This is a genomic window from Oceanobacillus halotolerans, from assembly GCF_010993955.1.
GTDB classification, from domain to species: domain Bacteria; phylum Bacillota; class Bacilli; order Bacillales; family Amphibacillaceae; genus Oceanibacillus_A; species Oceanibacillus_A halotolerans.
Map to the genome: position 1 here is coordinate 163,514 of NZ_WIXL01000005.1, position 22,161 is coordinate 185,674.

The window sequence follows — 22,161 nt, forward strand, 5'->3', positions numbered from 1 at the left end:
TTACGCCTAATTGATATGACAGACTTCTACCGACACAAAAATGTTTTTTTTAGAAAATATGCGGAATACTAAACGTAAACAACCACAAGGAGTGTTTTTTTATGTTTTGGACTATTCTTATTGGTTTGATCATTATTTTACTGCTCATTTATGTAACGAAAACAAATAAAGAGGATCCATCTAAAGATGCTGATTTAACAGAAAGTGAGGTTGACTTTTTAGAAAAAGATTACCTATCACAGGGGACACGAGACGATGATGAAGATCGAAAAAAATTATAATCATAGGTTCTCTTCGTATTTTTTGTTTTCTTAACATCACAGCTTCTATATTATGCGACATAACTGAGGCGTTAGTTTGGATCGTTTATCCGCTCTGGAAATACACTACGCTTTTTAACGGGCGGCTGTTAGGCCACATTTGTGCTCGTCGTGTTGAAAGCTATACATTGCTGCCGCACTCCTCGTTAGAAAAACTCGCATTCGCTCGTCCCTTAGCGAATGTGTTCGTTTTTCTTATACTTGGGACATTAAAATTTTAGCTACGTCGAGTTTACTTCTTAGCTAAAATTTTATACTTTCCTAACGTGCAAAAAAGACTGCTACTCGTCTTTAGGGGTCTCACCGATGCCTTTTAGACGAGCAGGGCAAGGAAAGCTGCGACAGCGAAATATCGCACGAAGTAAAAATGTCTTTCTTTTGCGAGGACGTTCTAGTGTCGGCGCCTGCCACAGGACATGACCGACGTTAGCCGACGAACCGCAGGGGGCTTCTGACACGTATCGTCGTCCGGTAGAAGACTATGTATTCTGCCTCCACTGGTAGAGATTTTCTAATTAATAATTATGTAATTATAACTCCTGAAATCATCAATTCGTGGAGTTCTTTTTCACTTTAACAAAAGATTGTTCTAAGCCCCAGAAAATGCAAGACTCTACGGGAAAAGGCACAGTCTGAAAACCCCACAGCAATTGCTTTTAGCTCGCGATGTCTAGCTTCGAGCGATTGACATCCTAGTGCAAATAGACATAAGGACGTGGCGTTATCATCGGCCAGCACCTACATCCTCGAGTCAATCCTCATCACGTGCATAAGACACTACGCCGAAGCTCGGCTTAAGCTGGCAGATAAGAAAAACTTCTTTCTGCATAAGGCAACTAAGGCTTGTCGCCACTTGGCGACAAGCCAAGTTTTCTTCATTAATATTCATACTGGAAAAAGCAACAATCTTTTAGAAAACAGCCTAACCATAAAACCTAATGCGTTTCGTTTTATGGAATGGGTTTTTTATTTTATGAATTATTGTATAATTGATTATACTCATTTAAATTATACAATAGGAGCGTAATATTCATGAAACGATTTATGTTAATTGGTGGGTTATTACTATTGGTCGCTTGTTCTTCAAATGAACCATTAATTATGAAAAAGGACCAACCCACATCTGCTAATGGTGAAAAAGAACCAGAGTTGGTAGAAGAAGAAATTGAGGAAAATGAAACGGAAGAATTTATTGAATTCTCTCTTCCAGATGAACAAGTATTGATAAATTTGAAAATGGTGCCGATAATAGCGCAATATCTAGAAGGGGTAGACGATCGGCAAAAAACGATTAAGAAGATGCAAATTGAAAAAATTAATGCATCAGAGGATCTCTATTTATTAGAGTTCTCATGTCATAATGACCTATGCTCTTATTTAGTGCTCAATCAAAGTGAAGATAATCGAGCATATTTGGTAGCTGATTTAGCTCAAAAAGCAGAAATGAAACTGTCACCAGACAATAACAAGCTCTTATTTCTATTTAGCCGTACAGGTACTTTGCCAATTCCAGCTACAGATATAGTTGTTGTCGATGTTGTAAATTGGGAGTTGCTACCTCTAGTGAATCAAACCGAAACAAATATCCTTTCTTATCAATGGCCCATATTAGTTGCAGAATGGATTGATAATGATACAATTTCTATTGAGCGACCAGCTGTCACAGAACCAACACCAACACTAATCCAAGAATGGCAACAAGCTGAGCCTTACCCAACAACAACTAATCAACTACACATTAATTCAATGAAATAAAAGGAGAATGTTACTTGAACGAAACATTACAAACAATTTTAAATCATCGATCAATCCGAAAGTTTACAAGTGAAAAACTTTCAACAGACCAATTACATACCATTGTAGGTGCAGCTCAACAAGCTTCAACTTCGAGTTATGTGATGGCATATAGTATTATAGGGATTACAGACCCACAGTTAAAAGAACAATTAGCAGAAGTTTCTGGCCAGCCTTATGTGAAAGAAAACGGTCATCTTTTTGTGTTTTGTGCAGATTTAAACCGAATTTATCAGCAAGGGTCAATAGAAGATCAAAAACAAATGGAAACCAGTATTGAATCGACCGAACAATTTATTGTTACGACAGTTGATACCGCACTTGCAGCTCAAAATGCAGCTATCGCAGCTGAATCATTAGGGTTAGGTGTCTGTTATATCGGTAGTTTACGAAATGATATTTCCCGTGTAAACGACTTATTAGATCTACCTCAATATGTCATTCCATTATTTGGTTTAGCTGTTGGTTATCCAGCCGAACAACCAGAACAAAAACCACGATTACCATTAGAAGTTGTGTATCATGAAAATACATATCAGCATAATGAGAAAACAGAGAAGCAACTTCAAGATTTTAATCAAGAACTGACAGAATATTATCAGCAACGCACCAACAATAAACGAGTCGATACATGGACAAATCAAATGCTACGAAAGTATACAAATCCTATTCGGATGGATGTATCTTCCTTTGTTCGGCAAAAACAATTAAATAAACGATAATATAAAGTGAAACTTTAATCAGTGGGTTTTCGACGCATAGGATGTGCTTGTGCTGAGTTGTGATTGACGTGGCGTTCTTAGTCGGCCTTCATTCCCCACTGATTGTTAGTTGAACGAATCGGACACTTACTGGTAGTTGATCCCCACTTACCCAATTTGGTTTCACCTCATATGCTGAAAAAGGGGGGGCTTACTGCCAATTACATGCGGATAAGCGGATAGGCAAATCCATTATAGAATGGAAATGCTTGTCCTTTTCTCTTTTATTCAAATTGTAATATTTCAGATTCCTCTCTAACTACCTCTTCCTCTCCAACTTGAAAACGTGCTAAAAAGTGGATCTTATACTGTCCTCTACCAGGTATACGGAATTGCTTCGTTCCTTGTGGTCGATAACTGTCTCCTGGTTCTAACATCTTTGATACATTACTCCCCGTAAAATCATGATTTTTTTCGTCTAATGATATGGATACTAATGGTGTCCGATGCTTCACCATAACTGGACGATCCCCATTATATTCCAATGCACGATAAACCTTTATTCCATTATGTATATTTTCCACTCTTAGATGAATACTAAAATCTCCCTGATGGTATGTCACATTTTTGCTATTCGCTAACATGACATCATTATGATAAAAAAGTAAATATATAACAATGCCAAAAACACTAATTAAAAAGAGGATTATTCTTTTTTTCAACTTTCCCCACCCTATCCTTTTCTCTTTAATAGTATGACGATTTCATATGTGTAAAGGTTTCAAATTATATAGGTAAAAAATAGAAAGTATATTTACACTAAAAGTTAAGACGCTAAAAATGAGTCCAAAAAATGAGGGGGAAAGTAAATGACAGTATCAACCCAAGTAAAACAAACAATCGCTGGACTTAAAAGTGCTCAAGCAAGCTTTGAACAATTCGCTCTTCAAACGCAAAACAAACAAGCTAAGCAAATTTATGATAATGCCGCACAACAAACGCAACAAATCTTACAAAGTGTAGAACCACGATTACAACAAATTGAACAAGAAGAACCACAATATAAACAAATATAATGTGAACTAAGAGGTTGGTATAGATTGCCAGCCTCTTAACAACCTCAAGTTAAAGAGAGGTGATGACTGACAATGGCACGGATTTTGATGATTACACTTATTCTTTCTGTCACTATCGGTTGTAATCCTGATTCTGGAGCAGAAGGAACAAACAATAAAAATGATGTCGAGTATACACAAGTTCGAACCAATACATTAGATCAACAAGCTTCGAATCATATTAAAGAGAAATTAAGTGAAAATAATGAAGTAACCGCAATATATGCAGTCAATACGGCAAAAACAATTGTCGTTGCAATGGAGTTTCACCAAATAAAACAACTACAACTACCAAAATTACGAAAAAAATACACAACAAAAATAGAGGAAATGTACCCTAACCACAAAGTTGAGGTATCAACTGATCAGAAACTCATCTTTGAGCTAGAACGACTTGAAGAGAAAATTGATAAAAATGACATTTCACAAAAAAAATTAAAAAAGGAAATTAAAGATTTAACAAAACTAATGAAAGAAAAAACATAAGAAAGAGTGAAGGATTATGGCAGATAAAAAAAAGAAAAAGTTACCACCAGAAGCACAAAAATATCAGTCTTTTGAACAAAAGCGTGAAGTAAAGCGTCCAGTCTTGATTAATTGTATAAAAGCATTTTTTGTCGGTGGTTTTATTTGCTTTATTGGTCAATTAATATCAACTTTTTATATGTACTTTTTTGACTTCACCGAACAAACCGTTGCAAACCCTACAGTGGCAACCCTTATTTTTATCACCATGCTATTAACAGGGTTTGGTGTATATGATCGCATTGGCCAATTTGCTGGTGCAGGTTCTGCCGTTCCAGTAACAGGGTTTGGAAATGCTGTAGTTTCTGCTGCAATTGAACACCGTTCAGAAGGATTTGTCCTCGGTGTAGGTGGTAATATGTTTAAATTAGCAGGATCGGTAATCGTTTTTGGTGTTTTTTCTGCTTTTGTAATTGCGTTAATTAAGACTATTTTGATTCAATGGGGGGGCTTATAATGCTAACAGGCCACAGCACGTGGATCTTTGAAAATAAACCAGTTATTACATCAACAGGTACAGTTGGAGGTCCCTTCGAAGCAAATGGCAATATCCCAAATGATTTTGATATCTTACATGAGGATATGTGGTTAAAACAAGACTCTTTTGAAAAGGCACACCAATTATTGATGGAAGAAGCCTGTCAGGTGACATTAAAAAAAAGTCCAATTGACAAAGGACAAGTTGAGTTTTTTATTAGTGGGGATCTAATAAACCAAATAACTCCCTCCAATTTTGCAGCAAAAACAATGGGAATTCCTTATTTAGGCTTATTTAATGCCTGTGCTACTTCAATGGAAAGTTTAGCATTAGCTGCAATGATTATAAATGGTCAAGGTGCAAATTATATTTTGAGTGGAAGTAGCAGTCACAACGCAGCCGCCGAAAAGCAATTTCGTTATCCTACCGAATATGGTGCACAAAAGCCACCTACTGCTCAATGGACTGTAACGGGGGCTGGATGTGCATTAGTTTCCAAAAATGGGACAGGTCCTCAAGTGACATCTGCAACTATTGGCAAGGTAGTCGATATGGGGATAACGGACCCTTATAACATGGGGGGAGCAATGGCACCTGCTGCCGTTGATACCATTACAACACATTTAAAAGAACGAAATATAGATGCATCTTATTATGACTTAATCATCACAGGGGATCTTGGTCATGTAGGCAGAGAAGTATCCATGGATCTATTAAAGCAAAACGGAATAAATATTAATGAAAATCAATACGTAGATTGTGGGTTAACTATTTATCGTGAGGATCAGCCTGTCCTTGCAGGTGGGAGCGGTTCGGCATGCTCAGCAGCTGTTGTTTATGGCCACTTCTTAAATCAAATGAAAGAAGGTGCACTTAATCGAATACTTGTCGTTGCTACAGGTTCTCTACATTCTCCTTTAAGTGTACAACAAAAAGATCCTATTCCATGCATTGCACATGCTGTATCTATTGAATCAGGGAGTGATGTTGGATGATTTTTTTCTGGGCATTTGTTGTCGGAGGCACTATTTGTGTCATTGGACAAATTATGCTGGATGTTTTTAAACTTTCTCCTGGACATACGTTATCCACTCTAGTCGTCGCAGGTGCGATATTAGATGGACTTGGGCTCTATGAACCATTAATTGATTTTGCTGGAGCAGGCGTAACGGTTCCAATTACAAGTTTCGGTAATTCCTTAGTTCATGGGGCGATGCAAGAAGCGGAGAAACATGGCATTATTGGTGTGGTAACAGGTATGTTTGAAGTAACAAGTGCAGGTATTTCAGCTGCTATAATCTTTGGCTTTATCGGTGCCTTAATTTTTAAACCGAAAGGATGATTCGTAATGACAGTTGGTTCCAATGTTAAAAGCTGCTATGCCAGTTTAAAAAGTATTGAAGCGAATTTGAAAACATTGAATGAACGTGCACAACATAATGAGGCAAAAAAAGTCTTTCATGAGACCGAAAGGATTATTAAAGAAATTAAATCAGATTTACAACAACAGGTTATCTTTTTATCACAAGAAGAACCTCAATATAAACAATAAGCGTTTAAAGAGATATCATACTGGAAGGAAGGGTAACGATGCCAGGATGGGTTGAAGTTATATTACGTTCAATCGCCTTGTTAATGATTTTATTCTTCATGACGAAAGGATTAGGGAAAAAACAACTAGCACAAATGAGTATATTTGAATATATAACAGGGATTGTCTTAGGGGGAATTGTCGCCATCCATTCCTTCGATACTGACCAACCTTTCATGCATGCAGTAATTGCATTATTACTATGGTTTATTATTCCATTTACCATAGAAAGGTTGTCATTAAAAAGTAAACGTCTACGTGATTTTACACAAGGTAAAAGTACCGTCGTCATTCAAGATGGTAAAATAATGGAAGATAATTTGAAAAAAGAAGGGTATACAACAGATGATTTATTAGAAAGTTTACGTCAAAAAGATATCTTCCAATATGCAGATGTGGAATTTGCTGTGTTAGAACCAACTGGATCACTTAGTGTACTACCCAAAAGTGAAAACAAGCCATTAACACCAAAAGATATGGGGTTAAAAGTAGCACCAAAAAAGGAACCCCAAACCGTTATTATGGATGGAAAGGTATTGCTTGAACCATTAGCAAATCTTTCCTTAAACACTAATTGGTTAGAGGCTGAATTGGATAAGATGAATGTCAGTATTGAAAACGTATTTTTAGCACAAGCAGATACAGATGGACAACTAACAGTGGACTTGTATGATGATAAAATCGCAGTTCCAAGTCCATCTGAAAAGCCTTTGCTACTTGCAACGATGAAAAAATGTCAAGCTGATTTAGAACTTTTTGCACTTGGTACCGAAAACCAACAGTCTAAAGCGATGTATGAAAAAAATAGCCAAAAACTACAGCAAGCAATTGATAAAATCTCACCATACTTACAATAAAATATTAAGGTTAGTTTTTCATCTTGAATTTGTCATTAATCATGTATACTACAAGAGAATACGTGAGGAGTTGCTTTTCACATGATGAAAAAACTAATCTTTTTTGTATTTCTCATTCTAGTTGCTTGTTCTTCCCCTCATAATGAAAAACAAGAAGTTACATTTATTCGAATTGTCGATGGGGACACACTAATTGCCGAGGTTGATGGGCAAGAAGAATACATACGACTATTATTGGTGGATACGCCTGAGACAAAAAAACAAGATGAAGCAGTTCAACCATTTGGACCTGAAGCCAGTAAATTAATGGAAAACACCTTCTCCCCTAACGATACCATTGTACTCGAAAATGGAAGTAGTGAACGTGATAATTATGACCGAATCCTGGCATATGTATATACAGAAGACGGACAGATGTTCAATGAGATGTTACTTGCAAAAGGGTTAGCACGAGTTGCTTATGTTTTCCCACCAAACGATAAGTATGTGGAAAAGTTTAGGGAAATTGAAAAGAAAGCTAAAAAGAAACAAATTGGTATATGGAGTATAGAAGGTTATGTGACCGACGAGGGGTTTTCAACCACAATCTATTAAATAAGGAGAGGAGTTTTCAAAATGTTAGATAGTCGAAAAAAGGTCGAAGCATACACTAAACAACTAGTGGAAACGAAAAGCATTGTTAATACAGAAGGAGAAAAAGATATTGCCAATACGATACATCAAATCATTTCGTCTTTTCCTTACTTTCAACAGAACCCATCTCACCTCATGATTGAACAAACAACACAGGATACGCAAGAAAGATACAATGTTCTTGCTTTTGTCAAAGGAACAAAACGAAAGTGTGATCGTACTGTTATTTTAATGGGGCATACAGATACAGTAGGAATTGATGATTTTAATCAGTTAAAACAATATGCCTGTTACCCAGATGAACTAATGCAACAGATCAAAAATGAGGAATTACCTGCAGACATTAAAAAAGAGTTAGATTCTGATGAATGGATGTTTGGTCGCGGGGCTCTTGATATGAAAAGTGGGTTAGCAAGTCATTTGTATCTAGTAAACTATTATGCCTTGCACCCAGAAAAACTAGAAGGTAACATCGTTTTCCTCGCAGAATGTGACGAAGAAGATAGTTCACATGGTATATTATCTGCTCTAAAAACATTAATAAAATGGAAAGAGGAGCATCATTTTAACTACGTTGCAGCGATTAATGCAGATTTTGTGTCCCCTCGGTATAATGGTGATCCAAACCGTTACATTTATAAAGGTACAATCGGCAAGCTCCTCCCTTCCTTTTTTATAACAGGAGAAGAAACACACGTCGGATCTTGTTTTAGTGGATTAGATCCCAATTATATTGCAGCAGAACTAACAAGACAGATAAACTACAACCCAGAACTATGTGATATAGCGTATGAAGAGACGACTGTCCCACCAGTATCTTTAAAACAAACCGATTTAAAGCCATCCTATACAGTCCAAACTGCCTTATCTGCATATGTTTATTACAATTTTTTCACCCATTCATGGACACCTAAGGAAGTATTACACAAATTAAAAGACCAAGCATATATAGCGTTCAAGAATGCTCTGGACTCCTTCCAGGAAAAGCAACGAAAATTTAGTAACCTTAGAAATGAATCAGTTGAAACACTGACATATGAACCACGCGTCTATACGTATGAAGAAATGGACGATATGCTTGTCGAGAAGCATGACAAGCAATATACCAATCACATGAAGGATTTTAAAGAAATGTTATTAAAGAATAAAAAGCTTGATACAAGAATGTTTGCTGCAAGGGTTGTAGAAGAAGCTTGGGAATGGATGGAGGATAAAAGCCCGACAATCATTTTATTTTACTCCTCTTTGTATTCGCCAAGCATCAGTTTGTCGGGAGAAACGGAAAAGGAAAAGGACCTACTCCAAGCACTTGACGTGGCAATTGAAAAGGTACAACCGAACTATTCCCATCCAATTGTGACTCGGAACTTTTATCCTTATATTTCGGATATGAGCTTTATGGCTTTAAATGATGATGAGGAAGGAATCAATGCTATCACTACTAATAACCCAAGTTGGGGAACAAAACATTTTGTTGATTACGAAGATGTTCGTGCACTTAACGTTCCGATCATTAATATCGGTCCTTATGGAAATGATGGACATAAAAAACTAGAACGAGTAGAAAAAAGGTACGCTTTTGAAATAGTACCTAATTTAACTGACACTGTTATACAGGAGATATTAAACAATAGAAAACCTTGACGTTTCGCTAATATTTCATGATAAAAAAACAGATTGGGATATATGTTATGAACAGGTTAGACCCAGAGACTAAATTCTGTCTCCGGGTCTATTATTTCACCCAATCCGTAATCCTACATTACCAAACTGCTTTCCTTGTGCAAGATAGTCAAAGGCATCTTGTGCTTTTTCTAACGGAAAGACCTCATCTACTACTGGCTTTGTTTTAAATTGCTCAAGATAGTCCAGCATATTGCGAAGTTCTTCTCTACTTCCCATTGTCGAACCGAACAATTGGTATTGACCATAGAAGAAAGAACGTAAATTAAAATCAATTGTATCTTCCGTTGTTGCACCAAATGTAACAATACGTCCTCCCTTCTTCAATACTTCTAGCGATCGATTAAATGTTGCTCTTCCAACACTTTCGATAACAAGATCAACTGTTTCATCAGTAAGTGCCTTTACCCAATCACTATTCGTATCTAGCACAACATCTGCACCTAATTCTTTTGCTTTCACTCGTTTTTCTTCACTACGGGAGGTTACAATCACTTTGGCTCCAACATTTTTCGCAAATTGAATTAAGTATGTAGCGACACCACTTCCTGCACCAGGAATAAAAACAGTATCATTTTCCTTTACGTTGCCTTTTGTAAACAATGCGCGATATGCAGTGAGTGCAGGTAAAGTTAAAACACCTGCTTCTTCCCAGGTTAAATATGTAGGTTTCGGCTCAACTTGTTCAGCAGCAATAACAATCTTTTCAGCAAATGTTCCATGATCTGGCATCCCTAAAATATCAAATCCTTTTGGTGGTGCATCACTATTTTTCTCCCACCGTAATGCGGGATTAATGATCACTTCATCCCCTTCTTTTACATTAGATACGCCTTGTCCTACTACCTCAACTACCCCCGCTCCGTCTGAACCAAGTACTAAGGCTTCTGCTTCATTTCCTCTTCGATTTGGAATATTTAGATCACGACGGTTTAATCCTGCAGCACGCAGGGAAATGACAACCTCTCCTTTTGCTGGTAAAGGGGATTCCATCTCTTTGATTGTAATTTCTTCATATTCATGAACAAATGCTTTCATTTATTTACCCATCCTTTCTACTTTTTATTTAAATCTCTCCATCTACCACTCTAGCTACAAAATGTCGCTAATTTCTTGGTTTTAAAGTACGAATCTTAATAAAGTGAAACTTTAATCAGTGGGGTTTCCTTTCCTTCCCCACTGATTGTTAGTTGAACGAATCGGACATTTACGGGCAGTTTGATCCCCCACTTATCTTTCTTGGATCTCCTAAGAAATCTTGAATGGGGGTCTTACTGCCCGTTACATGCGGGATAAATTATTTATATAGAATGCGACGTAAGTTAAGGCGATGTATAGAGTGTTTATCCGTTCTGGAAATCAACGACGCAATTTACGTCGCAATTTGTATCAACTCCGCTGATGCTAAAACATCAAAGTATGTGAAAAGAGCCATTATCATTAATATTTCCACATGTGAATTTTATACGCAAGTAATTCGATTGGTTTACAACTTCTATTAGAAAAGACTGCCTCCATATTGGAGACAGCCTTATCGTTTTCTATTCTTTTCCCATCCCACGTAAAAAGTTTAATAACATGGTAATACTTCGATTGATCTGTGGGTCTTTTAATGCACGTAATAAATCCAAATAAGAGGTTTGGCTATCTTCACTGGCAACGGCTGCTTCATGTATTCCATCATTAATCCGTTCGGTAAAATAGTATAATTCATCCACATTTAATTCACCGATATATAAGACTAGTTTGCTCATGTTTTCTAACAGGGAAGCATATTGTTCTTTATTGATTTCAGTAATGATATTTTCTAATGCATCCTCCCGTCGTTTTACTAATGCATTTGCAAAATCTAATGCTCCGCTTTCATGTAATGAGGAAACAAGTTCAATTCCTTTTAAAATTGCTTCTTTATTCTCACTTACTGCTTTCGTAACTTCATCTAAATGTTGCTCATGCTTTGTTTCTTCTGGTATTTCCAATTTCTTAACGGTTGAGATTGGTTTAGCCATCTTGTTTCACCTGACTTCCTGGCATATGATAATCTGCTCGCTGCCATTTTCGTTCGACATTAACACTAATTTGAGGTTGGCGATTACCCCTCCGGAAATTATTTGGTGGAATAGGACTTTTTCCTTTTTTCTTGATTACTTCCATTTTTACAGCAACCTCTTTATAGGCAGGTGTGTTTGTATCTTTATCCACTCGATTGTCCGTTAATAAATTAATGGCTGTTTTTCCATTATCATTTAACGGTAAATATAATTCCTTACCACGGACACGATCGGTGACATGAACCATTCCAGTCACAGAACCTGTATGAGATGTTAACTTCACCTCAGCTCCTTCTTGGATTCCCCGTTCTTTTGCTAGTTCTGGCGATACCTCAATAAAGGCATTTGGTGTTTTCCTAGTGATAGCAGCAGATTTATACGTCATATTGCCTTCATGGAAATGCTCTAGTAATCTACCATTGTTGACATGAAGATCATATTCTTCGTTTGTATCATATGGCAAGTCGAAATCAAGTGCATAAAGACGAGCCTTCTTATCTGGAAATGGAAAACCATCTTTATACAATAATGGTGTATCTTTCCCATTTGGATCAACAGGCCATTGTAAACTATTATAGCCTTTTAGAAGGTCATAACTTACCCCAGCAAAAAGTGGCGCGAGGGAAGCTGCTTCATCCATGATTTCAGATGGATGACGATACTGCCAATCTGTACCCATATAACTTGCAATATCCATAATAATTTCCCAATCTGGTTTTGCATCCCCATACGTATCTAATGCCTGATACAACCGTTGTATACGTCGTTCTGTATTCGTGAATGTACCATCCTTCTCAAGGCTAGGAACAGCTGGTAAAATCACATCCGCATATTCAGCAGTTTTTGTCAAAAATAAATCCTGTACAACGAAGAAATCTAGTTTTTCAAATGCTGCAGTTACATAATTGATGTTTGCATCAACAATTCCAGTATCTTCTCCTAATACATACAATGACGAAAGCTCACCATTGTGAATAGCATGAATCATTTCATGGTTATCCTTCCCTGTCTCACCAGGTAAGCTCGTTCCCCATGCCTCTTCATAACGATCACGCACAACATCATCTTCCACGGATTCATAACCAGGGAAGAAGTTTGGCATACTTCCAAAGTCACTACAACCTTGTACATTGTTATGCCCTCGTAATGGATAAGCTCCTGTTCCATTTCGCATATAATTACCAGTTACTAATAATAGATTGGAAATAGCAGTACTTGTATCACTTCCTAATTGATGCTGTGTAACTCCCATTGCCCAACAAATTGCTACCTTGTCGACATTTGCGATTTCCCAGGCAATCTCTTTTAATGTATCAATCGAAATACCTGTTATTTTCTCTGCATATTCCAATGTGAATTTTTCTAGACTTTCTTTATACGTATCAAAATGATTAACCCATTTATCAATAAATGTACGGTTCTCCCAGCCTTGATCAATAATATATTTGGTAACAGCAGAAAGCCATACTAAATCAGTCCCACTTTTTGGTTGGATAAAGCGATCTGCACGTTGAGCCATTTCATGCTTCCGTAAATCAAAGACAAACAATTTTTGACCAAATAATTTTTGTGATCGTTTTATCCGCGAGCCTAAAACAGGGTGTGATTCTGCAGTATTCGACCCAATTACCATAACTAGATCTGCTTCAGCAATATCATCAATAGAACCAGAATCACCACCATGCCCTACTGTTCGGAAAAGTCCTTTTGTTGCAGGTGTTTGACAATAACGGGAACAATTATCTATATTATTCGTACCAATTACTTGTCTTGCTAATTTTTGCATTAAATATGACTCTTCATTGGTTGCTTTCGACGACGAAATAAATCCTAATGCATCCGAACCTTTTTCTTCTTTAATAGTACGGAATCGATTTGCTACATAGGTTAATGCTTCATCCCATTCTACTTCTTTAAAATGATCATCTTGGCGTATTAACGGCTTCGTTAAACGCTCCTCAGAATTGACGTAATCCCAGCCAAATTTCCCTTTAACACATGTGGAAATTCCGTTGGCTGGGGAGTCTTTTTGTGGTTCTACTTTCAAAATTTTACGGTCTTTTGTCCATACATCAAAAGAACATCCAACCCCACAATACGTACAGACGGTTTTTGTTTTTTCAATTCGCTCTTCCCTCATCGCTGCTTCCGTGTCAGAAATAGCAAATAATGGCCCATTACCAGATTCTACTTTTTTCGTTACATCAATCATAGATCGGAGTAATCCTGGTTTTGTATCCGTCATAAAACCAGCTTCTCCTTCCATCGACGTTTCCAGCAATGCATTACATGGACAAACCGTTACACATTGTCCACAGCTAACACAAGATGATTGATCAATAGGAACATCATTATCCCATACGACACGTGGTTGTTCTCGCTCCCAATCGATTAATAACGTTTCATTCACTTGTACATCCTGGCAAACTTCAACACAACGGCCACATAATATACATTGATCTGGATCATATCGATAGAAAGAGCCAGAACGATCTACTTCATATGGCTTTGATTGAAAAGGTCGAGACTGATGCTCTAGACCAAAATCTGCGATCGTATTGTGAATTTCGCAAGTTCCATTGTTATAATCACAAACAGTACAATATAACTCATGCTTTTCTAAAACGCGATCCAATGCTTCTTTTTGAGCATCATACACATCATCTTTTGTTGTATTCACATTCATTGCTGTATGTACGGTAGTCCCACAGGCACGTACCATCTCACCGTCTACTTCCACCATACACGTATCACATGTTTGAATAGGTCCAAGTGATTCATTATAGCATATTTGTGGCACAGAGACCTCAGAATCATTCATTAGATCTAATAGGTTTTGTCCAGGAGATGCCAAATACTCGACACCATTAATGGTTACAATAACATGTTCTTGCACCTTCATTCCCCCTCTAGGTTAAATGGTTACATTTTTATTGATCTTTTGATATACACGATTGGTATGTGTGTACACATTTAAACTATTTTCACGAACAAAGCCAGCAGCTGTAATATTTAAATCACTCGCTAATTTTAACGCTAAATCAGTTGGAGCTGACTTTGCCAATAAAATGCCAGCACCCATTTTCGAAACTTTTAACATTACCTCTGATGACATTCTGCCGCTAAATAAAATACATTTTTCTTTCATTGGTATACGATGCTTTAATATATATCCATATAACTTATCTAGTGCATTATGACGACCAATATCGATAAATGATTCAATGATATGATCACTAGAAGCCAAGGCCGCCTGATGAACCCCACCTGTACGATCAAAGATTTCTGCTTGATGGTCAAAAGCTTTCATTAGCTTTGTAGCTTGGTCTGTTGAAAGTTCCATATCAGAATAGATTGTTTTAGCCGTTTTTACATCTTGTTTCAAATAAAATTCCCTGCTTTTTCCACAACAAGAACCAATCCAACGTTCTGATTTCGTTTCAAGCTTGACAGGAAAATCTAATTCCACGTAAGCAAAACCTTTATCCTTATCAATTGAAAGCGTATTGATTTGATTTGTAGTCCGTATTATTCCTTCTGAAGCTAAAAAGCCGATTACGAGCAACTCTAAATTTGCTGGCGAACAGACAATGGTTGCATATTGCTCGCCATTAATTTGGACTGTGACAGCGCTCTCTCGGGCAACCTCATCTAATTTCGTCGTTTTGGCTTGTTGTTGATATTTGGTGATATTCCATAAAGATAACCGATCATCTTGCACTATTTCCCCTCCTCTTATGAAACGCTTTCATTTCTCATGTTTACAGAATTTTGATTATATTGTATCATAATTCCATTAAAAAAGGACACCTCTTCTAAAAGAAATGTCCACTTCGATTAATATAATTTTCCATGACGATATAAAATAGTCGAAAGCTTTGTGACTGCAAGAATATAACAGTTCTTTCGTAATGGATATGGATCTTGAAAAAACTTAGGTAAAACACGATCAAAGGTCTCACGCATTTTGTCATACAATCGTTTAAACACTTCTTCTTCACTATAAAACTGTGTTTCCCTTCCTTGTATCCATTCAAAATAGGAAACGATAACACCACCAGCATTTGCCAAAATATCTGGTATGATAACGACACCTTTATCACTCAAATACTGGTCTGCTTCACTTGTTACAGGTGCATTAGCCCCTTCAACAATAATTCTCGCCTTAATCGCTTCCATATTATCTTCATGTATTTGGTCCTCTAAAGCAGCCAAAAATAATACATCAACATCAAGTGTCAGCAAATCATCCCGATTCATGATCTTCGCTTTAACATTGGTTTCTCCTAATTCTGCATCATCTTTTGGGAGATCCCCTTTATGTTCGGATGTATATTCGATAAGGCTAGGAATATCTAGTCCCTCTGAATTATATAAGGTTACGTTGCGATCACTAACTGCAACAACCTTATTGTTACAGTGTTTACAATAGTATGCTTCTAGTGCTGCAACTGAACCAACATTTCCGAATCCTTGTATAGCAATATTTAATGGCTTATCATAGTAATCCAATGTTGTCTTAGCAAATACATTATCCTGTTCCGATAGCCATGAATTATTTTCTTTGATGAAATCATATATAAGATAACGAAATGTAAAATAGACACCTTTACCTGTAGCCTCTCTCCGACCCAATGATCCTCCATTTTCAATACTTTTTCCAGTGAAGCTACCACGGTACTTTTCGCCCGGGCGTATACTTTTGTATTCTCCCATCATCCAATCCATTTCACGGTCCCCTGTTCCCATATCAGGAGCTGGAATATCCTTTTCAGGTCCTAAGACATCACTAAAATATTGCACATATTTTTTACAAATGGCATGTAGTTCTTTTGGCTTATACTCACGTGGATTGATAACAACTCCACCTTTTCCCCCACCAAAAGGGACATCATGAATTGCATTCTTTAACGTCATTAAAGAAGCTAAATTAATTACTTCTTCTTCATTGACGGATTCATGAAAACGTATTCCCCCTTTATATGGGCCTAGTGTATTGTTATGTTGGACACGAAAGGCTGGAATTCGTTTTACTTCATGATTCTGAAGCGGGACACGAAGAAACGACTTGTTAATATGATTTGGAGTTGAAAGAATAGAAGTGAGAGAGGTAAATGCCTGCTCTCTCATTTCTTTTTCTAATTCGGGTAAAAATGACTCATCATCAAACAATGCATCTAATGATTCCTGTACGATAGCTTCCGTTTGCTTAGACATGGATCAAACCCTCCTCAATTAATTAGTCGATCGTCTAGAATGATAGCAAAAGATCAATCTTAATCCAATAAATTACAGTATTTCCTAAATCATTTCTATTTACCCTTTCTTTATTCATTAGCTGGTATAATTTTAAGTTTGTTTCATTTTGTAGAAAGCCCTTTTCGCAGAATTTGTTGTTTTCTACGACGCATAATATATATTATACGCAATAAAGTTGTACATTGATTTTCACTACGGACAGTCGCTTTCCGCAGGCACGGCCTCAGCCTCCTCGGAAGAAGACCACTTCCTCCGGGGTCTTCGGACACGTGCTTTTCCTGCAGGAGTCGACTGTCCTACGCTCCAATCAAGCCTTGTACTAGTAGTGCATTGATAAGAAGTGAAATATGCATAACTAGCGAAGGAAATATACGCAGACTCCTGCAGGAAAAGAGGCGTAGGTGAGACCCCGCAGTGTGTAGCACGAGGAGGCTCAACAGCCGCCTGCGGAAAGCGAAGTATATTTCCGTAGCGGTATTCATAGCTAAGCTATTGCGTATAATCCATCTTATATGCATGATTTTTCATACTAGAAAGCAACAATCTTTTAGAAAACAGTCTTATAGAAAAAATACGGCTATAATAGTTGTGATGACTAACCCAATCATTACTGGTAAAAAGTTTTTACGTACTAATTCCATCACCGAAACGCCACAAAAACCAGCAATTGCAATAAGGGATGACCATGCTACTAGTGTTCCGCCACCAGTCCATATGGAGCCCATTTGGCCAATTGCCGCTAGTGTAGATGCATCAATTGAACTAGTTTCCAAAGAGGCTGCTAATGCGCCAGTTAATGGAAGTCCAGAGAATCCTGAGCCATCTAAACCAGTGATAATACCAATAACGAGGACACTCAATGCGGCCAATAAGGCACTTTGTGGCAAGAATGCTTGGGTTGACTCTACAAGGTCAAATAATAATGCAGGTACATTCTCCTCAACACCTAAAATTTCTCCAGCAAAATCAGAGCTTCCAAGGAAAAAGAACCCAGCAATTGGAATCACAGGTCCCATAGCACGAAATGCAAATACAAACCCGTCTGTTATATGATTACTAATATAATCTAGTGCACGTTGTTTACCAAATGCAACGGTAGATAATAACAATAAGATAACAGCGACACCACCAACAAAGGCTGCACCATCCCCACCTTCTAGACCACTCATTCGTCCAGAAACTAGTTTTTCATACATCATATAAATAACTACGGCTAACAATGCAATTGGAACAAGAACCGCAAACGTTTTACTCCATTTCGTTAAATGTGTATCTTCACTGGGTTCACTTGTTTCTTCAGACTCCTTCGTGTTTTGTAACGTTTTTAATTCTTCATCATTTGCTGGGTCGTTTTTGTCCCGAATATTTTTCCGATAAAACACATATGCCAAACTTATTGCAATGATTCCCGTAATCAATGATAGAATAAGAGCTTGGTCTGCTACTAAACCCTGATCAATCCCTGCTGATGAGGCAGATAAACCTGGTGCCACCTGAACAATATAGTCAGATGACAATGCCATCCCTTGACCAGCTAATGCTACTGCTACTGCTGCTGTAATGGCAGGTAATCCTGCTCGAACTGCTGCTGGTACTAGTAAAGCGCAAATTAATGGTACAGCAGGTGTTGGCCAAAAGAATAAGGAAATAACATAGGTTACTCCAATTAATACAAAGAAAGATATATGACCATTTACCATTACTTTTTCAATAGGCTGGATCATCCTACGATCAGCACCGAGATCGCGCAAAGAATTTAACAACGCTAACATAAACGTAATAATTAGGAATATATTAAATAACTCTTTGGCTGCTACTAAGTTTGCATTAAAGATAGCGGTAAATCCATCTACTATACTCCCTTTATAAACCCAAGCGATAATAAAGGTCCCGAGTAACGTAGGGAGTACAACACCTCGACGAAAAACCATCGTTATGATAATGATTAACGTAAAGGCACCGTATAACCAATGAGAGATGGTTAATTCCAACACAACCGCATCCTTTCTTTTTAGAATGTGCTACAGCCTATGCACAAACTAAAAAAGCGGTGAAAGGATGCTACTCATTTTTTTCGGAAGTATATCCCTCTAATGCTTTCTCAGCACATATAACACAATATAATTTACCATCTAACTGCTCTCCCTCAAAAAAGCCATTTTCACAAAATACATCTTTATGACACGCCTGACATTTACCTATAATTTCTCTCATACAATCACCTCTTCTTATTAGTATATGGGAAATTCAACGAAAAAAGATACCCCCATTTCGATGGAGGTATCACGTGTGAGCGGATCATATTAGTTAAGCCGCATTTAACAATGTTCTTGGTTGTTTATGGAACAAGAAGAATACAATCACTGTACTTAATATAAATGATGGTAACATATAAGAGATATTATACAATAATGAATAAACCCATACCGATTCAATACTATCAATTGCCGATTCAAAAAATACAACACCTGCTGTGAAATGGGCGATAAATCGTAAGGTAGATGCAAGTAACACACCATACGTTATATAGGATAGGTATTTTTTTGTATTTCCTTCCTCTACTCCTTTTTTTACTTGATTGGCAAATATACCAGCAAGCCCTAAGACAGTAAACGCAACAATATAATCAATAAACCCTTGTAAAGGCGTTAAAATATACGCTCCAAGTGGAAGTTGTAGCACGCCCCACAAAAATCCCGATAACAGGCCACCTTTTAATCCCCAGCGAAATGCAACAATAAAGATTGGTATCATAGCAAAGGAAATGGAGCCACCCTGTGCCCATATTTTAAACGATAAAAATGGAGCTAAATCTAAAGCTAGGGCTAAAGCTGTAAAAATCGCTACCTCCACTAAAAATAAAATACGTTTGGAACTCATATCATTTCTCCTCCCCTTTTATTGTCATAAACAGCGACAACGCGAATTAGTGTACACAAAAAAAGCAATGCCAAAGGGGAAGCTTCCTGATGGGAAAATCCGCTCACATTGCTTTTAAATCCATCAAAAGCCACCATCCCTACGCTAGTACTAACTAACAGGTTCAAAGGGTCAGAACAATCTTGTTCACTCTCAGCCGTATGGCTCCCCCTGCAGGCCTCTATCCGTATGCTTTTTTCGTTAGTTTTATTATAGCCTAGTTACTAGACACTGACAACATGTTTTCTTGCAATACCATAACTTTTTTAGAGGCTCTTTCGTGTCCTTTATTGTTTTTTACGTCGCATCTTATATATTATGCGTCGTAGTTTGTCCATGAAAACCGCTACGGAAATACACTTCGCTTTTTAGCGGGCGGCTGTTGAGCCTCCTCGTGCTGCTCGTCTTTAGGGGGCCTAATTTAAAGGTTAGAGGGAAAGAAATTCTTCTACATCTTCTTTGCATAGTCCAATTGCGCTTTCCCAAAAATCAGGTTTTGTCAGATCTACACCTAAGTGTTTTTCAGCCAAATCTTCCACTTTCATCGAACCCGTATCACGTAACAACGCAATATAGTCATCTTCAAAACTACCGCCTTGGTTTTTTGCATGGGCATATAAACCAAGACTAAATAGATAACCAAACGTATATGGGAAATTATAGAATGGAACACCTGTTATATGAAAATGTAACTTCGATGCCCAAAATGTTGGATCGTATTCTTCTAATGCGTCACAATAGGTCTCTTTTTGTGCTTCAACCATGATTTCATTCAATCGATCAGCAGATACTAATCCTTGTTTACGTTCTTCATAGAATCTTTTTTCAAATGTAAATCTGGCATGGATGTTCATAAAAAAGGTAATACTACGCTTAATCTTATCTTCTAATAAGGCTTTCTTTTCTTCTTTATCTGTTGCTTGATTAACAGCAGCATCGGCCACGATCATTTCTGCAAATGTTGATGCTGTTTCTGCAACATTCATCGCATACCCTTGATTTAAGCCATTGACATCATTCATGATATGTTGGTGGTATGCGTGCCCCAATTCATGTGCAAGCGTTGTAATATTGGAGGTTGTCCCAGAGTATGTCATAAAAATTCTAGTTTCTTCACTATCTGGGAAAGTCGTACAAAATCCTCCTGGACGTTTTCCTGATCGATCCTCTGCTTCAATCCACCGCTTTTCAAAAGCCATCTTCGCAAAATCTGCCATTTTTGGGCTAAATTGATGAAATTGATCAATAATAAATTGAGCACCTTCTGTATAAGAAGATTTTTTGACAGATTGGCTAATTGGGGCATTAACATCATATATACTCAATTTATGTAACCCTAGAATTTCTGCTTTTTTCTCTAAAAATGATACAAAGTGATGCTTATTATTGTCAATTGCATTCCACATCGCGTCTAAGGTTTCTTCTGACATTCTATTAATGGAAAGTGGCTCTTTTAAGACATTATCCCAATTACGATGTTTATACGTTTGTAATCGAAATCCTGCTAAATGGTTTAATGTTTGACTAAACAAGTCCGTCTGCTCTCCCCATGCCTTTTGTAATTGTGTGAACACATGCTGACGAACTTGTCGATCAGGGTTAGTTAACTTATTCGCCGCCTGAGCTACGGAATATTTGTTTACTTTTCCATCCTCTTCTAATTCCACTTGCATATTCCCAACAATGGTATCATACATTTGACTCCAGCCATGATAGCCATCAATTGCTAAATCATTCAGCAATACTTCTTCAGCTGCTGGTAATTTTTCTTTTGCATTGTCTCTACTTTCATTTAACACAAAAGCGATTTCCTTTAGTCCTGGTGCTTCTAACACTTTTTGCCACTCTTTGTCATCAATGGCAATTAGTTTTTGGTCTAACTTTGTTTGCACAGCATCCATTTTAGCGTTTAATTCACTACGTTTTCCTACTAACTGTTTCGCACCTTCATCTTTCACATCTTGTGCGCTTAAACAACTAACAAACGATGAAGCTTCTTTTACTTTTTTTGTTGTCTGTTCTAATAACGTAACAATATCATTTAAAGCTTTGGTATTCCCTTCTTTAAGTTCAAACTTATTAACAAGCTTATCTAACTTATCTAAATCGTTGGTAACATTCTTTACATATGTATCATACTGTTCGGATTCACTACCTCCTGGAAAAATACTATCCAAATCCCACCTTGGTAAATAGGTTTCTGTTTTTGTCATTTCACCACTCCTTTAGATTAAA

Annotated in this window: 22 protein-coding genes and 1 riboswitch; of the genes, 12 read left to right on the forward strand and 10 right to left on the reverse strand. The window is 37.3% G+C overall.

The features are described from left to right. The first annotated feature begins 101 nt into the window (after positions 1-101). From GHC26_RS08455 to nfsA, 3 genes are all read left to right on the forward strand, one after another. Complete coding sequence (locus tag GHC26_RS08455) at positions 102-281, forward strand: hypothetical protein (protein WP_163970825.1); 180 nt, start codon at positions 102-104, stop codon at positions 279-281. 1,071 nt (positions 282-1,352) lie between these two features. Further along, a complete protein-coding gene (locus GHC26_RS08460; RefSeq protein WP_163970826.1) occupies positions 1,353-2,075 on the forward strand; it encodes a hypothetical protein in 723 nt (240 codons plus the stop codon). A gap of 14 nt (positions 2,076-2,089) precedes the next feature. Then, positions 2,090-2,836 (forward strand): oxygen-insensitive NADPH nitroreductase, encoded by a 747-nt coding sequence (gene nfsA, locus GHC26_RS08465; protein WP_163970827.1) that lies wholly within the window; start codon positions 2,090-2,092, stop codon positions 2,834-2,836. Between the two features lie 263 nt (positions 2,837-3,099). Here the strand turns inward: nfsA and GHC26_RS08470 are convergent, their stop codons facing one another. Continuing rightward, a complete protein-coding gene (locus tag GHC26_RS08470; RefSeq protein WP_163970828.1) occupies positions 3,100-3,537 on the reverse strand; it encodes a hypothetical protein in 438 nt (145 codons plus the stop codon). Between the two features lie 147 nt (positions 3,538-3,684). Here GHC26_RS08470 and GHC26_RS08475 point away from each other — a divergent pair, with 147 nt between their 5' ends. The 9 genes from GHC26_RS08475 (at position 3,685) to GHC26_RS08515 (ending at position 9,658) form a co-directional block, all read left to right on the forward strand. Continuing rightward, on the forward strand, positions 3,685-3,891 hold the full coding sequence (locus GHC26_RS08475; RefSeq protein ID WP_163970829.1) for a DUF1657 domain-containing protein: 207 nt from the start codon (positions 3,685-3,687) through the stop codon (positions 3,889-3,891). A 72-nt stretch (positions 3,892-3,963) separates the two neighbouring features. Further along, a complete protein-coding gene (locus GHC26_RS08480) occupies positions 3,964-4,416 on the forward strand; it encodes a YhcN/YlaJ family sporulation lipoprotein (protein WP_163970830.1) in 453 nt (150 codons plus the stop codon). 16 nt (positions 4,417-4,432) lie between these two features. After that, positions 4,433-4,912: a stage V sporulation protein AC gene (spoVAC, locus tag GHC26_RS08485; RefSeq protein WP_163970831.1), complete on the forward strand. Its 480-nt coding sequence runs from the start codon at positions 4,433-4,435 to the stop codon at positions 4,910-4,912. After that, complete coding sequence (spoVAD, locus tag GHC26_RS08490) at positions 4,912-5,928, forward strand: stage V sporulation protein AD (protein ID WP_163970832.1); 1,017 nt, start codon at positions 4,912-4,914, stop codon at positions 5,926-5,928. The genes spoVAC and spoVAD overlap by 1 nt, the downstream gene beginning before the upstream one ends. Further along, positions 5,925-6,275 (forward strand): stage V sporulation protein AE, encoded by a 351-nt coding sequence (gene spoVAE, locus GHC26_RS08495; RefSeq protein ID WP_163970833.1) that lies wholly within the window; start codon positions 5,925-5,927, stop codon positions 6,273-6,275. The genes spoVAD and spoVAE overlap by 4 nt, the downstream gene beginning before the upstream one ends. Positions 6,276-6,281: 6 nt before the next feature. Further along, a complete protein-coding gene (locus tag GHC26_RS08500; protein WP_163970834.1) occupies positions 6,282-6,485 on the forward strand; it encodes a DUF1657 domain-containing protein in 204 nt (67 codons plus the stop codon). 38 nt (positions 6,486-6,523) lie between these two features. After that, positions 6,524-7,381, forward strand: a complete 858-nt coding sequence (locus GHC26_RS08505; protein WP_163970835.1) for a DUF421 domain-containing protein — start codon at positions 6,524-6,526, stop codon at positions 7,379-7,381. Positions 7,382-7,462: 81 nt separating this feature from the next. Then, complete coding sequence (locus GHC26_RS08510; RefSeq protein WP_163970836.1) at positions 7,463-7,975, forward strand: thermonuclease family protein; 513 nt, start codon at positions 7,463-7,465, stop codon at positions 7,973-7,975. Between the two features lie 21 nt (positions 7,976-7,996). Then, positions 7,997-9,658, forward strand: a complete 1,662-nt coding sequence (locus GHC26_RS08515) for a M20/M25/M40 family metallo-hydrolase (protein WP_163970837.1) — start codon at positions 7,997-7,999, stop codon at positions 9,656-9,658. 96 nt (positions 9,659-9,754) lie between these two features. Here GHC26_RS08515 and GHC26_RS08520 read toward each other — a convergent pair whose 3' ends face one another. The 9 genes from GHC26_RS08520 to GHC26_RS08560 form a co-directional block, all read right to left on the reverse strand. Then, positions 9,755-10,735, reverse strand: coding sequence for a zinc-binding dehydrogenase (locus GHC26_RS08520; RefSeq protein WP_163970838.1), 981 nt, complete (start codon positions 10,733-10,735; stop codon positions 9,755-9,757). 503 nt (positions 10,736-11,238) lie between these two features. Further along, on the reverse strand, positions 11,239-11,706 hold the full coding sequence (locus tag GHC26_RS08525) for a DUF1641 domain-containing protein (protein WP_163970839.1): 468 nt from the start codon (positions 11,704-11,706) through the stop codon (positions 11,239-11,241). Continuing rightward, positions 11,699-14,644: a formate dehydrogenase subunit alpha gene (gene fdhF, locus GHC26_RS08530; RefSeq protein WP_163970840.1), complete on the reverse strand. Its 2,946-nt coding sequence runs from the start codon at positions 14,642-14,644 to the stop codon at positions 11,699-11,701. Before fdhF ends, GHC26_RS08525 begins: the two co-directional genes overlap by 8 nt. Positions 14,645-14,662: 18 nt before the next feature. Continuing rightward, a complete protein-coding gene (gene fdhD / locus GHC26_RS08535) occupies positions 14,663-15,469 on the reverse strand; it encodes a formate dehydrogenase accessory sulfurtransferase FdhD (protein WP_163970841.1) in 807 nt (268 codons plus the stop codon). 116 nt (positions 15,470-15,585) lie between these two features. Next, entirely contained in the window at positions 15,586-16,965 is a 1,380-nt protein-coding gene (locus GHC26_RS08540) for a Glu/Leu/Phe/Val family dehydrogenase (protein WP_163970842.1), read from the reverse strand. 602 nt (positions 16,966-17,567) lie between these two features. Then, positions 17,568-18,998 carry a hypothetical protein gene (locus GHC26_RS08545; RefSeq protein WP_163970843.1) on the reverse strand — a complete coding sequence of 477 codons (1,431 nt, stop codon included), beginning with the start codon at positions 18,996-18,998 and terminating at the stop codon, positions 17,568-17,570. 70 nt (positions 18,999-19,068) lie between these two features. Further along, positions 19,069-19,221 carry a hypothetical protein gene (locus GHC26_RS08550; protein WP_163970844.1) on the reverse strand — a complete coding sequence of 51 codons (153 nt, stop codon included), beginning with the start codon at positions 19,219-19,221 and terminating at the stop codon, positions 19,069-19,071. Positions 19,222-19,314: 93 nt separating this feature from the next. Beyond that, positions 19,315-19,887, reverse strand: coding sequence for an energy-coupled thiamine transporter ThiT (thiT, locus tag GHC26_RS08555; RefSeq protein WP_163970845.1), 573 nt, complete (start codon positions 19,885-19,887; stop codon positions 19,315-19,317). A 119-nt stretch (positions 19,888-20,006) separates the two neighbouring features. Further along, positions 20,007-20,108: riboswitch (TPP riboswitch) on the reverse strand. 246 nt (positions 20,109-20,354) lie between these two features. After that, complete coding sequence (locus tag GHC26_RS08560) at positions 20,355-22,139, reverse strand: M3 family oligoendopeptidase (RefSeq protein WP_163970846.1); 1,785 nt, start codon at positions 22,137-22,139, stop codon at positions 20,355-20,357. Between the last annotated feature and the right edge of the window lie 22 nt (positions 22,140-22,161).